Source organism: Lentzea sp. NPDC037011, assembly GCF_055607425.1.
The window spans coordinates 137,890-150,338 of the sequence record NZ_JBVJRT010000008.1; the positions used below are offsets into that span (position 1 = coordinate 137,890).

13 protein-coding genes, 1 tRNA gene and 1 pseudogene are annotated in these 12,449 nt (G+C 67.7%); 12 read left to right on the top strand and 3 right to left on the bottom strand.

What is annotated here, in order from left to right:
* Positions 1-47: 47 nt before the first annotated feature.
* Positions 48-431: an SSI family serine proteinase inhibitor gene (locus ACZ7CH_RS25370; protein WP_360395251.1), complete on the bottom strand. Its 384-nt coding sequence runs from the start codon at positions 429-431 to the stop codon at positions 48-50.
* 87 nt (positions 432-518) lie between these two features.
* On the bottom strand, positions 519-1,388 hold the full coding sequence (locus ACZ7CH_RS25375; RefSeq protein WP_470370190.1) for an SGNH/GDSL hydrolase family protein: 870 nt from the start codon (positions 1,386-1,388) through the stop codon (positions 519-521).
* Between the two features lie 179 nt (positions 1,389-1,567).
* Between ACZ7CH_RS25375 and ACZ7CH_RS25380 the strand changes: the two genes are divergently transcribed.
* Positions 1,568-3,124, top strand: coding sequence for a recombinase family protein (locus ACZ7CH_RS25380; RefSeq protein ID WP_470375052.1), 1,557 nt, complete (start codon positions 1,568-1,570; stop codon positions 3,122-3,124).
* A gap of 325 nt (positions 3,125-3,449) precedes the next feature.
* Here ACZ7CH_RS25380 and ACZ7CH_RS25385 read toward each other — a convergent pair whose 3' ends face one another.
* Positions 3,450-3,680 (bottom strand): hypothetical protein, encoded by a 231-nt coding sequence (locus ACZ7CH_RS25385; protein ID WP_470375053.1) that lies wholly within the window; start codon positions 3,678-3,680, stop codon positions 3,450-3,452.
* A gap of 210 nt (positions 3,681-3,890) precedes the next feature.
* On the opposite strand from ACZ7CH_RS25385, the gene ACZ7CH_RS25390 reads away from it, so the two are divergent.
* From ACZ7CH_RS25390 to ACZ7CH_RS25440, 11 genes and pseudogenes are all read left to right on the top strand, one after another.
* The gene (locus ACZ7CH_RS25390) at positions 3,891-4,220 is read left to right on the top strand and encodes an HNH endonuclease signature motif containing protein (RefSeq protein WP_470375054.1); all 330 of its coding nucleotides are present in this window, start codon (positions 3,891-3,893) and stop codon (positions 4,218-4,220) included.
* A gap of 343 nt (positions 4,221-4,563) precedes the next feature.
* Positions 4,564-5,733 carry a hypothetical protein gene (locus ACZ7CH_RS25395; RefSeq protein ID WP_470375055.1) on the top strand — a complete coding sequence of 390 codons (1,170 nt, stop codon included), beginning with the start codon at positions 4,564-4,566 and terminating at the stop codon, positions 5,731-5,733.
* 210 nt (positions 5,734-5,943) lie between these two features.
* Positions 5,944-6,015: transfer RNA gene (locus ACZ7CH_RS25400), tRNA-Asn, on the top strand.
* 96 nt (positions 6,016-6,111) lie between these two features.
* A pseudogene (locus ACZ7CH_RS25405) lies at positions 6,112-6,199 on the top strand.
* A gap of 58 nt (positions 6,200-6,257) precedes the next feature.
* Positions 6,258-6,713, top strand: a complete 456-nt coding sequence (locus tag ACZ7CH_RS25410; RefSeq protein ID WP_470375056.1) for a phage terminase small subunit P27 family — start codon at positions 6,258-6,260, stop codon at positions 6,711-6,713.
* A 117-nt stretch (positions 6,714-6,830) separates the two neighbouring features.
* Positions 6,831-8,216, top strand: coding sequence for a terminase large subunit domain-containing protein (locus ACZ7CH_RS25415; protein WP_470375057.1), 1,386 nt, complete (start codon positions 6,831-6,833; stop codon positions 8,214-8,216).
* A 19-nt stretch (positions 8,217-8,235) separates the two neighbouring features.
* Complete coding sequence (locus ACZ7CH_RS25420; protein ID WP_470375058.1) at positions 8,236-8,481, top strand: hypothetical protein; 246 nt, start codon at positions 8,236-8,238, stop codon at positions 8,479-8,481.
* A complete protein-coding gene (locus tag ACZ7CH_RS25425; protein WP_470375059.1) occupies positions 8,481-9,776 on the top strand; it encodes a phage portal protein in 1,296 nt (431 codons plus the stop codon). Before ACZ7CH_RS25420 ends, ACZ7CH_RS25425 begins: the two co-directional genes overlap by 1 nt.
* On the top strand, positions 9,766-11,535 hold the full coding sequence (locus tag ACZ7CH_RS25430; RefSeq protein WP_470375060.1) for a phage major capsid protein: 1,770 nt from the start codon (positions 9,766-9,768) through the stop codon (positions 11,533-11,535). Before ACZ7CH_RS25425 ends, ACZ7CH_RS25430 begins: the two co-directional genes overlap by 11 nt.
* Positions 11,536-11,616: 81 nt before the next feature.
* Positions 11,617-11,976, top strand: a complete 360-nt coding sequence (locus tag ACZ7CH_RS25435) for a hypothetical protein (protein ID WP_470375061.1) — start codon at positions 11,617-11,619, stop codon at positions 11,974-11,976.
* An 18-nt stretch (positions 11,977-11,994) separates the two neighbouring features.
* Entirely contained in the window at positions 11,995-12,447 is a 453-nt protein-coding gene (locus ACZ7CH_RS25440) for a hypothetical protein (protein ID WP_470375062.1), read from the top strand.
* The last annotated feature ends 2 nt before the right edge of the window (positions 12,448-12,449 follow it).

A 12,449-nucleotide genomic window follows, 5' to 3' on the forward strand; every position in this document is an offset into this window, starting at 1 on the left:
CCAGCACGACGGCGGTGCGCTGGAACACCGGTGGCGCGGTCAGGGGGTCAGAAGTCGAAGACCTTGCCGGTGTGGGCGCGCACGGCGCACGGGTTCGAGTACACCTGCTGGAAGTCGATCCTCTTGCCGCGCCACTTGCCGCGCAGCATCGCCTTCGTCGGGTTCAGCTCCATCGTGCACATCGCGCCGGTGTCCTCCAGCCTGCGGAAGTCGCCGTCGACCGGCGTGAGCTGGTCGCACGCCTGCTGGGCGTGCTTGTGCAGCCCGCCGGCGGGGTCGCACTGCAGCTGCGTGGTGCTGAGGGCGCCCATCTCCGGCTGCACCGTCAGCACCAGGCCGGATGCGGGGAGGAAGGGCGCTGCCTGTGCGGTCGCGGGAACCAGGGGAACGGCGAGCGCGAGGCAGGCGAGCAGAAGTCGGGTCCTTGCCATGCCACCACCATGGCGTGGCGAGGACCCGGAACTCCATTCAACTCAGCGGTAACACCGGATCGTGTAAACCGCCCTCACGGCGTGCAACTAGACGCCCGCGAGCTCCGTCCCGGCGAGCGCGCCGGCGACCTGGTCACCGACCGCCGCCATGCCCTTGGCGTTCGGGTGAACGGGGAACGCGATGCTCGTCGGGATGATGCCCTCGACCCACTTGTCCCACGGAGCGGCGCACGTGTCGCGGCCCGCGCTGATGTCGTAGGGGTTCACGAACGTGGCACCGGCGGCCTGGGCCTGCGCGCCGAGCATGGCGTTGAGCTGCTGCTGCACGCCGTCGAGGTACGGCACGTCGCCGCGCGAGATCGGCACGACCGGCCAGCAGCCGCCGGAGGACGGCAGGATGCGCAGGTAGCCGACCACGACGACCTTCGCGGCGGGCGAGCGCTGCTTGATCCCGGCGAGCACGGCGGCCACCTCGGGGGCGGTCGCGGCGACGCGCTGGGCGAGCTGGTCGCCGTAGGTCGCCTTGCAGGGCGCGCCGTTCGGGTCGAGCACGCTCTTCGCGGCGCACGTGAGGATGATGTCGGAGAAGCCGATGTCGTTGCCGCCGATGGACACCGTGACGAGGTCGGTGGTGGCCTTGAGCGCGGAGAACTGCGGCACGGACTGGCCGGGGACGCCGGACTGCACGCCCAGCATGTCCTTGGTCTGCGCGCCACCGCAGGAGATGTCGGTGAAGCTCGCGACGTTCAGCCGCCGGGCCAGCACCGACGGATAGTTCTGCGTGGACTTGAAGCAGCTGAGCGGGTCGAGCCGTTGCAGCGGGATGAACGGTCCGGAGACGAACGAGTCGCCCAGCGAGACGTACTCGCGGTACTGCGGCGCGGCGGAGGCCGCGGGCGCCAGGAACGCGGCGACCAGGGCGGTGAGCACGGAGACAACAGTCACTCGGCGCGTCATTGCTACCTCGTTACTGAACAGTAGGAACGTAGGACGAAGGGTGACCGGGCCATTGCGCACTGTCAATCCCTCCACCAGGCTGGAACGATGACGGGGGTACGCAGGGCAGCGTTCGCATCGGCGGTCGGCAACACGATCGAGCTGTGGAAAGTACCGGATTACCTATGTATGATGGGCGCATGGCAGGCTCTGAAACCGCAGGTCAGGCGCCTTTGCGGGCTGTAGTGGCCGCTCGGCTCTCCAGGAAGCGTGAAGGCAGCACCGGTGACATCACGCAGGGAATCGACGGGTACGCGTACGCGACCCAACGGGGCTGGACCGTTGTTGGAGAACCGTCCGATATGGACGTATCCGCAATCAAGACTAGCCCCTGGGAACGCAAGGAACTCGGGCATTGGCTCCGGCACCCCGAGCTGTACGACGCGCTGATCTTCCGGTCAATCGACCGCATGGCCAGACGTCCGCACGACTTCCCCGCGCTCATGAAGTGGTCCACAGAGAACGGCGTCCGGCTGGTCTGTCTCCAGCTCGGCGGGGACGTGATCGACTTCGGGACCCCGGTTGGGCGCATCGTCGGCTCCGTGCTCGCGGAAGTCGCGGTGATGGAGGGCGAGTTGATCCAGAGCCGGATTCTGCGTGCACGGAAGCACATGCGCACTGTCGGCCGTTGGGGGGCCGGTCGCGTGCCGTACGGCTATCAGCTCGCCACGCACCCAAGCGGCGAGGGGTTCGCCCTTGAGCCGCATCCTGAGCAGTCGCTGATCGTGGACGAAATGGTGACTCGCGTTCTCAACGGCGAGTCCCGGACGTCGATCGCGGACGACCTGAACAAGCGCGGAGTCCCGTCTCCGCTCGGCGAGCGGCTTACGGACACCAAGCGAGCGGAGAGGGCCGCGCCTAGGTGGAGTCAACGGGGGGTCTCGTACATCCTCCGCTCCGAGAGCCTCCGCGGAAGGGCGGTGCACGCGGGGAAGCTCGTTCGCGGCTCGGACGGTGTTCCGATCACCTACGGCGAGCCTCTGATCGACACGTGGACGTGGGAGCGTCTACAGGCGCGGCTGAAAGAGGTGACGCCGAGCCGGACTCAGCGGGCGAAGGACGCAGCGCTGCTCTTGGGGATCGTCTTCTGTGGGCGGTGCGGGTACCGCCTGTACCGAAGCCTCTTGGCGCGGGCGAGCGCTGTCGTGTTCGTCTACCGGTGCATCTCCAAGCGCACACACGGAACGGACTGTCCGGGGCTGTCCATCACGGGGCCGGGTGTCGAGAGCTGGACCGAGGAGCAGTTCCTCAAGCGTGTAGGCGACCGCTTCACGGTCGTGCGCGAGGTCGATCCCGGCTCGGACAACCGCGCGGAGCTTGCAGAGGTTGAGGAAGCGCTCGCAGACCTCCGCGAGGACCGGAAAGCCGGCCTGTACCGAGGCGACCGCGGCAACCGCGAGTTCCGCGAGATGTACGCAGCCCTGGAGGAGCGGCGAGAAGCCCTTGAAGCGCAGCCGTTCCGTCCGCCGTCCACGCGGCTTGTGGAGACCGGTATCACCTACCGGCATGAGTGGGAGGTGTCCGACGACATGCACAAGTCCGCGCTGCTGCTGGATGCCGGAGTCCGGGTCACCGTAGCCCCCGCGGCTCGCCGGGGTGACCCGAACTGGGCCGCGCGGCTCAGCTTCGACATGGGCGAGCCGGCCGACCCCTCCGCGGGGCACGACGAGACGGACCCCGAGGAGCACTGGGGTTAACGCGGGTGCGGAGCCCCAGTGACGGAAGTGACGGAATCACCTAGTTTTCAGAATCTCTTATAGAGCAGAGAGAGCTATAGGGTTTCTGGAAACGAGCCGATTCCGTCACTTCCGACACTTTCGCAGGTCAGAGGGGGTGTAGCGGTGATGGAAGCCTCCCAGGCCAACCACCTACGGGCAGGGTCCTGCCCTGCCCGCTCGACCCCCGCCCTGCCCCCGGCGTTACTGCTGATCTTGTGACCGCCCTCCGAGCACGCGAAAGGCACCGGCCGAGTAGCTAGCCGGTGCCTCTTGACGCAGGCGGTTGAGTGAGGAACTCAACGCATCAGGGGGTGGGGGTGCGGGGGATGCGCTTGGGGAGCGTGCGGGGGACGAGGTTGTTCCGGTGGAGGGTGTCCAGTCGGTTTATGATCTCGGCTTGGATCGTCTCAGGCGACGCGTCTTCCCCTAGGATCTGGTGAATCAGGTCGACGGTCAGCGCGAGCCACTGCCCTTTGCCGATGAGGCGTTCGAGTTCGCCGACCACGGCGTTGTAGGGGTAGTCCGCGTCTGCCATGTGTGTACCTCCGGCGATCCTAGTGCGCGAGGAACCTATCGTAACAACCACGTGCAGGTGCGCGGGACGTGATCGCTCCGCGTGCGGGTAACAGGTGAGTAACGGATATTTGGACCGGCTGGGACGGGTACGTAACCGCAGGTCAGGGCGCTGCGCAGGGGGAGGGGGTGAATAGCGCAGGGGGAGTACTGGTTAGAGGGGGTGGGGGTCATGACCCAACGGGCCTGCCGCACCTGCCCCGGTACCGCCGTGCCCCGATCGAGTCAGTGCGCCCGTTGTGGTGCTGGCACTCGACAGCCGGGACGCGAGCGTGCACGCATCGCACTACGGCGCCAGGTCAACAAGACCGGCGCTGGTCGGTGCGCGGCCTGCCGCGTGGTCTTCCCCGCGTCGCTCATCCGCGTTGACCACGTCATCGCTCTGGCCGATGGTGGCTGCGATGAGGCAGCCAACTTGCAGCTACTCTGCGTCACCTGTCACGGGGGCAAGGGGGCTGACGAGGATGCACATAGAGTGATGAGGCGGCACCGTCCACTGTAGACAGACTAGCGTTGCAAGTGGACGGACAAAACCCCTGGTCAGGGGCTAGGGTGGGGAAAAAGTTCGGCCGGACAGGCCCTCTAGAACACCCCGGCTCCTTTCTGCACTCCCCCTGAGTGCGGTTCCGATTTTTGATGATCTTCACACCCGGTCTGACCTGCGCAAACGTGCTGATGACGTGGTGTAGCGGCCCCGAAAACGAGGCTCGTAACAGGCAGTAAACGCCGCTTAAGCGGCCCTAAAGCCCCGGTTCGGGCGGGTTGAGCCCTGCAATGACGCGTCCCTCTCTCCGTGTCGCAGGTGCGTTCCCCGCTCGGACCGGGCTCCAACGGAAGGGGGACACATGGCGCTCCCGACCGGCACCCCAACGGGCACCTTCCACGGCCGGTGGTGGAACCGCGACGGCTCCGACCCGGCCGGCCTGGTCGTGCTCGCCGCGGTCGCGCTGCTCGTGCTCCCGGAGGGCGCAGTCCTCCCGGACCCCGTCACGGTCGAGGTGACCGCCGGCGCGTTCTCCAAGACGCTCCCCGCCGGCACCTACCGCGTGTTGGTCCGGCTCCCCGAGTACACCGCGTCCAAGACGCTCACGGTCCCCGCATCCGGCTCGGTCAACGTGGCGACCGCGATCACCGAGGAGCCGGTGCCGGGTACCTACGTTCCGGTGCGCACGGTCGCCGGTGTGAAGCCGGACGAGCACGGTGACGTCCCGCTCACCGCGGAGGCCCTCGGGTTCGAGGGCGGCACCGTGACGGCCGAGTCGCTCGGCGCGCTGACGCAGGACCAGGCGGACGCACGTTACGTCCGGCCGTCCGCGCTCGCGGGCTACGCGACTGACGACGAGCTAGCCGCGGCCCTCGCACCCGTCGTGACGGAGGCTGAACTCGCTTCTGCGGTTGCGCCTCTCGCGTCCTCCGCGTCGGTCGCTGCTGCGGTCGCAGGGCTCGCGTCCACGGCCTACGTGGACGAGGCGGTCGACAGGCTCGGCGACCTCGACCTGTACCCGCCTTCCGCGGCCGGGTTCGCGGAGTGGACGGTGGACCCTCAGCTCTGCTCGACCGACTTCCCGCACAACGCCGGGACGCTGCTCATGATCCGGTTCCGCTACCGCGGCTCGGCGAGCGTGGTTTCCGAGATCGGGTTCCACGTCACGTCGGCCGCGAGCGGCCCCGGTGCTTTCTCCGGTGTGGCGCTCTACGCGGACGGTGCCGGCTCGGTCGCGCTGCTCGGGCAGAGCGCGAACGCGGGTGCACAGTGGACGGCTCCCGGCATCAAGTCGGTACCGCTCTCCGCTCCGGTCTCGGTGGTTCGTGGTGCGTTCTACCGCGTCGCGCTGTTGTGGAACGGTTCGGGTGCGGGCCGGATCGCGGGTGCTCCGCTGACCACGTCACCGGCCTTGATGAATGCAGGCGCCGCACGGTCGACGTACCTCGCTGGTCAGGGCTCGTTCCCTGCGTCGGTCAACGTCGCCGCGATGACGCTTAACAACGCCTCCTACTTCATGTGCATGAAGTAGCGACCGCACTTCCGCGCGCACTCACCGCGTAGTCGTCCCCGTCCTTCCACTGATCGGCGGGGCGTAGCGCGTGCGGTACCAAGACCTGCACCACTAGTACCACCCACGGCGGACGTGAAGCCTGCGTGCGAGTGGTACTAGCGGCTGCACTGACCGGCGTGCGTACCTCGAAATCCGACCCGGTGACAGACCGGGGTACGTACGTCTCAATCCTCCGTAGCTCAATGGCAGAGCACCGCACTGTTAATGCGGTGGTTGCTGGTTCGAGTCCAGCCGGGGGAGCAATCGCGCACGTCCCGAGTGGGGACGCCTGCGGAGCGGTCCGGTGGTGCTACGTGCGCCGCTGCCCGACCGCTGTTTAGGGGCGTGCGCGTCAAAGGGGAAATGGTGTAGTGGCAGCACGCAGAGCGGCCCGTACGGGTGCGCTGGACCAACTGCGGCCGAGGTTCGATTCCTCGTCTCCCCGCTTACTCGCTCGACGAGCGGGTTTCCTTGTGCTGCAACCGCGTTGGAGGGGGTGCCGCATGTCTCGCGCGAAAGCCGACCCGTCCGGTAACCCTCGCTCTGCCGATGTTGCCGCGGCCCCGACCGTTCACACCGGCCGAGCCCCCCGCGTCCCCGCGAAGCTCGGCGACACCGGCCGCGAGGTCTGGCGCGAGGTGTGGAAGGCGGGAGCCGGCGCGTACAACCCGAGCACGGACCGGTTCGTCGTTCAGCGCTACTGCGAGCTGCACGATCGCCGCGCGGAGCTGCTCGACGAGCTGCGGCGTGACGGGCTCACGACGCTCGGGAGCATGGGGCAGACGGTCGTTCACCCTCTTCTGCGCTACGTCGAGTCGACGGAGCGGGAACTCCGCTCGATCGAATCGTCGCTCGGCCTGAACTTGGAGTCCCGACTACGGCTCGGCCTCGCTGCTGCCGCGCTCCCCGGCAAGTCCCTTGAGGACATTCTGGGCGGTGACGACGACGACTGGGGGTGACGTCGCGTGAATCTGCGCACTCTCCCCAAGCCGAAGTGCCGCACTGAGGGCCGCCGCGTTGCGCGGTTCATCCAGCACCTGACGCTCGGCGGCTCGTACCTCGGTCGTCCGTTCCGGTTGCTGCCGTGGCAGGTCAAGGTTCTTGACGAGATTTACACCGTCCGGGCGGACGGCAAGCGGAAGCACCGCACGGCCGTGTTGGGTATCGCGCGGAAGAACGGCAAGACACAGTTGGCCGCGGCCTTGGCGCTGTACCACCTGTGTGCCGACACCCGCGACGCGTCGCCCGAGGTCGTGTGCGCCGCGAACACCCGCGACCAGGCGCGCATCCTGTTCCGCGAGGCGCGGCGGATGGTGCTCGCGTCGCCGGTGCTGCGCGAGATGTGCACGGTGCAGCGGGACAAGATCCTGTGCAACCACAACAACGGGATGTTCACGACCGTCAGCGCGGACGCTGGGCTCCAGCAGGGTCTCAACCCCACGTTCGTGGTGGTCGACGAGTACGCGCAAGCCAAGACGTCTGACTTGTTCGACGCGCTGACGCTCGGCTCCGCGCAGCGTAACGAGCCGCTGTTCCTCGTGATCTCGACGGCCGGCCCCCACCCGGACGGTCCGTTCGCGGAGCTGGTGGACCACGGTCACCGCGTCCGGTCGGGCGAGGTCGACGACCCCTCGTTCTGGTCGCATTGGTTCGGTGTGCAGCCGGGTGAGGTCGTGGACCACACGGACCCGGCGGTGTGGAAGCGCTGCAACCCCTCGTGGTCGATCATGAATCACGAGGACTTCGCCGCCTCCGTGAAGCGCACGCCGGAAGCGAACTTCCGGATGTACCGGTTGAACATGTTCGTCCGCGGCGGCGCGACCTGGTTGCCCCACAACGCGTGGGCGGACCGGAAGGACGCGGAACGCAGCTTCGCCGCTGGTGACGTGATCGTGGTCGCGGCCGATGCCGCGTGGCGTAACGACTCCACGGCGATTGTCGGTGTCCGACTCTCGGATCTCCACGTGCAGAAGCTCGGGCACTGGGAGGCACCTCGCGATGACCCGCATTGGCGGACGCCCATCTACGAGGTGATGCAGCGCGTACGCGAGGTCTGCAAGACCTACACCGTCCGCGAGGTCGCGTACGACCCCGCGTGGTTCAGCGTGCAAGCGCAGATGCTCGCGGACGACGGCCTTCCGATGGTCGAGTTTCCGAACAGCGTGGCACGCATGGTGCCGGCCACTCAGCAGGGATACGCGGCCATTGTGGACGGTCTGGTCACGCACGATGGCGACCCCGCGCTAGCTCGGCACATCGGCAACGCGGTGATCAAGCAGGACGCGCGCGGCGAGCGGATCACCAAGGAGTCGCCGACGTCCCGGCGGCACATTGACCTCGCGGTCGCCTTCCTCATGGCACTCAACCGCGCGCAGCTCTACCGCGACAGCGAGAAGTCCTCGGACGGGTTCCTTGTGGACGCGACCCCGGATTGGGACGACGAAGACGACGACATGTGGTGATCAACCGGAAGGGGGCTACATGCCTGAGTTCTTGCGGCGGCTCCGTGGCCCCGCTTCCGCCGCGGGGACGTGGTTCTGCACCGCGTGGGACACGCTGGTCGGGTTCGTGCGTCGGAACTGTCTTGAGCTGCTTGCCATTGCCGGCGGCTACATGATCGTCCGTGGCGTGGGCGACATCAACGCGCCTGCGGGCGACATCGTGATGGGCCTGCTGTTCCTCGCGCTCGCCTACTGCATCGCCCGCTCGCGGGGGGTGCGTAGGTAGTGGGGTTCCTCGACTTCGTGGGCGCTGAGTCGCGCTCGCAGACCGTGAACGCAACCGAGGTGACCGACACGTCCGGCCTCATGGGCTGGGTCACCGACTCCACACCGGGCCAGAGCGTGACGCCGGAGGGCGCGCTTGCTGTGTCCGCGGTGTACGCCTGCGTCCGGCTGCTGACCGACGCGCTCAGTACAACGCCGCTCGACTCCTACCAGCGGCAGGGCGGGCGCCGTAAGGGCTTCCCACGACCGTCGTGGTTGGTCAAGCCGAGTCCGGACATGCGTCGCATCCCGTTCATGTCGCAGGTGTTGACGTCGCTGCTCCTTGAGGGCAACGCGTACATCCTGATCACCCGGGCGGGTGGCCGCGTGCGGTGGCTCGACGTGATCCCCGCGTCGATGGTGACGCCGAAGTACGTCGGCTCGGGCGCTCGGCGGAAGCTCGTCTACGAGCTGGCCGTGAGCGGTGAGGACGGCGCTGTCGACGTCGTGGGGGCGCTGCCGGCGAAGGACATCCTGCACATTCCGGGGATCATCCTCGCGGGCTCGCTGATCGGTGTCTCGCCGATCAAGGCCGCTCAGGTGACGATCGGGCTCAGCCTCGCGGCTCAGGAGTTCGGCGCCGAGTTCTTCGCGAACGGCGCTCAGCCGCGCCACGTGATCAGCGTCCCCGGCACCATGTCGGACAAGGGGCTCAAGGCGGCTCGCGCTACGTGGCGTGGCATCCACGCGGGCAAGGGCAACCGGTTCGGGCTCGGCATCCTCATGGAGGACGCGAAGCTCACGCAGCTCAGCGTGACGCCGGACGAGGCGCAGTTCCTCCAGACGCGGCAGTTCCAGGTGCCGGACATCGCGCGAATCTTCGGCGTTCCGCCGCACCTGATCGCGGACGCCTCGAACTCCACCTCGTGGGGCTCGGGTCTGTCCGAACAGGACACCGCGTTCGTCAAGTACGCCGTTCGCGCGTGGGCCGAGCGGATCGAGGAGGCTCTCACGGAGCTGCTCGTGTCCGATGACCCTGCGGCTGCTGCCGCGTTCGTCAAGTTCAACCTTGACTCGCTGACCCGCGGCTCACTCGCCGACCGCCTCGACGCGTACGGCAAGGGCCTGAACAACGGCGTCTACAACCGCGACGAGGTCCGCTCGTGGGAAGACCTCGGACCGGACCCCACCGGTTACGGCGCGTACTTCACGCTGCCGTCCAACCTCGCGCTCATCACGAAGGACGGCCCTGTGCCGCTGTCCGCGGGTGGCTCCAGCGCGCCCACCGCAAAGGAGGTACCCGGTAATGACGAATGAGCGCCGGGACTACGCGACGGAGGTCGAGGTCCGGACCAAGCCGGACGGTAGCGGGAAATTCATCCGCGGGTACGCCTACGTCTTCAACAAGCTGTCTCACGATCTCGGGGGCTTCCGGGAGCGCGTCGAACCGGGCGCAGGTCTGGAGTCGTTGCGCAACAACGACATCATCGCGACCTTCAACCACAACTTCGGCGCCCCGCTCGCGCGGTCCGGTGCCGGACTCAGCGTGGGGGAGGACGAGATCGGGGGTTGGTACGAGATCGATCTCCCGGACACCGCGACTGGCCGTGACGTGGATGAGCTGGTGGGACGGAAGATCCTCCGCGGATCGTCGTTCATGTTCACCATCCCGGACAGCGAAGCTGACCAGGCCTGGTCACGTACCGACGACGGTGAACTGATCCGCTCGCTCAAGCGGTTCGACGTGCACGAACTTGGTCCGGTTGTGAACCCGGCCTACCCGGACACCACGGTCGCCAAGCGATCTATTCCACGTGACCTAGTTACGACAGGAACTCAACGCATCTCAGGGGAGCCCGCGGGGGCGGCCCCTTCCGCAGAAGTGAAGGAGGGCAACGCCCCTATGACCACCACCGCCAAGCAGACCGCCGAGGAGCGCGCCAAGGTCGAGCACGCACTCCAGGGTGCGGCCGACGCAGGCCGCTCGGACCTGGAGGTCCGGCTCCTCGACGTGCTGTCCAAGCTGGACGATCGGCTCGACGCGCAGGAGACCGAGGAGCGCGCGCTGCGCACCGCGGAGGAGTCCCGCGCGGCTCTCCTGGAGATCCTGGGCCAGCACAACGTCCCTGGCTTCGCGCCGAAGGGCGACGACGCGGCGACCCTGCGCTCCCTGATCCACGACGGTCAGTCCGCGGAGTTCCGCGCCACGTTGGGCGTCACGGTCGACGCGACCAACAAGCAGGAGGGCAAGGTCCGCCCGATGCGGACCCTCTACACCGCGCTCATGGAGCAGATCGGCGAGCGCAGCACGTTCATCACGGCCGGTGCGAACTCGATCACGACCAAGACCGGTGAGACGATCGACTTCCCGATCGTCAAGCCGGCGCCGTCCACCGGCCGACCGGTCGAGGGTGGTCAGATCCCGGAGAACTACCCGACCACGAGCACGGTCGAGCTGGGCACCGGGCGCTACGGTCACCTGTCCTGGGTCTCCCAGGACTTGGTGGACGAGGACAGCGTGGGCCTGATCGACTTCCTCGCGCGTGACGCCGGCCCGAACATCGCGGACCAGATGAACCGCGACTTCACCACGGCGCTGCTGGACCCGGTGCTTGGCATCCACCCGTCCCTCCGGTTCGCCCCCGCGTCCCTGGAGGACGAGGCCGCGATCCTCGACGCGATCACGGACGTGTACTACGAGCTGCCGGACGTGCTCGCTGCCCGCGCGACCTGGTTCGCCGGTCGCAGCACGATCAAGCGCCTCCGCAAGATCAAGGACGCGGACGGCCGCTACCTGCTGAAGTCCATCGCGGACGGTGGCGCGCTGACCATGTACGACCGGCCGGTCAAGACGGACACCGCGATGAACGGCGCGAACGCGAACAAGATCGCGTTCACCGACCTGAGCGGCTTCACCGTCCGGTACGTGTCCAGCTTCCGCGTGGCGCGCTCGGTCGACGCCCGGTTCTCGGAAGACCTGGTCGGCTTCAAGTTCACCAGGCGTGCTGGTGGTGCGCTGCTGGACAAGACGGGTTCGGTCCTGCTGACCCTGCCGGCCACCTCGGGTGGCGCCTGATCTAAGCGCCTTTAGGTGTGAGCGGGCTGCGTGAGGAACTCAACGTAGCCCGCTCATGCTTGGGCTGGAAGGGGGTTCGTCGTGGAGTGGTTCGCCACGATTCCCGAGCTGCGCCGGCTCGACGGGCTCGGCGACGAGAACCAGTTCCCGGACACCGACCTTGCGGAAGCGCGCGAGTTCGCCGCGTCGCGGGTCCAGGACTACACGGGCGTTCTGTGGGACGCGGCCAACCCGCCTCCGGTGTCGATCCGCTGGGCGGTAAGGACGATCGCGCGTCAGTTGCTGGTGGATCGCGACTCGCGCATCCCGGACCGGGCGCTGTCGATCAACACCGAGTTCGGGCAAGCAAACCTCGCGGTCGCGGGCGGCCCCTGGCGGCCGACGTCACTGCCCGAGGTGAACGCGATCTTGAACCAGTTTCGCGAGCGGCCCCCGTTCTGACCCCGGAGGTGATGCACGGTGGCTGACGTCCTGTTCGCGACGAAGGACGCGCTGTTCGAGGCGCTCCGCGCGCACTTCGCCGCGCTGCAACCGCGAACTCAGGTCGCGTGGGCGGACCCCGGCAAGCTCGCGCAGACGCGGGGCGTCTGGTTCACGGAGACGGTCGAGCCCGAGATCGAGCCGGCCGGGATGGTCGGCGGTCGACGCAAGCCGAGCAACCTCACCGCGGAGTTGACGATCCGCGCCGTTGTGTCGGCACCCGGCGACCCGCGCAACGCGGAGCTAGCCGTCTCGCAGATTCGCACGGAGCTTGACGCGGCCGTGCTCGACAACTTCAACCCGCGTTCCGTTCCGGGCCTGTCCGACGTCCGTCCACTGCGGACGGTCATCACGAACGGCGAGAACGGAAGCGGGCAAACCGCCGCGCAACTGGACTACACGGTCCGCATCCGCGCACGGATCAACTCTTAGGA

Excerpts from the sequence above, each read along its gene's own strand:
- ACZ7CH_RS25380 (WP_470375052.1), top strand. The coding sequence starts at position 1,568 with ATGGCAGGCTCTGAAACCGCAGGTCAGGCGCCTTTGCGGGCTGTAGTG.
- ACZ7CH_RS25395 (WP_470375055.1), top strand. The coding sequence starts at position 4,564 with ATGGCGCTCCCGACCGGCACCCCAACGGGCACCTTCCACGGCCGGTGG.
- ACZ7CH_RS25420 (WP_470375058.1), top strand. The coding sequence starts at position 8,236 with ATGCCTGAGTTCTTGCGGCGGCTCCGTGGCCCCGCTTCCGCCGCGGGG.
- ACZ7CH_RS25375 (WP_470370190.1), bottom strand. The coding sequence starts at position 1,388 with ATGACGCGCCGAGTGACTGTTGTCTCCGTGCTCACCGCCCTGGTCGCC.
- ACZ7CH_RS25410 (WP_470375056.1), top strand. The coding sequence starts at position 6,258 with ATGTCTCGCGCGAAAGCCGACCCGTCCGGTAACCCTCGCTCTGCCGAT.
- ACZ7CH_RS25430 (WP_470375060.1), top strand. The coding sequence starts at position 9,766 with ATGACGAATGAGCGCCGGGACTACGCGACGGAGGTCGAGGTCCGGACC.
- ACZ7CH_RS25370 (WP_360395251.1), bottom strand. The coding sequence starts at position 431 with ATGGCAAGGACCCGACTTCTGCTCGCCTGCCTCGCGCTCGCCGTTCCC.
- ACZ7CH_RS25385 (WP_470375053.1), bottom strand. The coding sequence starts at position 3,680 with ATGGCAGACGCGGACTACCCCTACAACGCCGTGGTCGGCGAACTCGAA.
- ACZ7CH_RS25390 (WP_470375054.1), top strand. The coding sequence starts at position 3,891 with ATGACCCAACGGGCCTGCCGCACCTGCCCCGGTACCGCCGTGCCCCGA.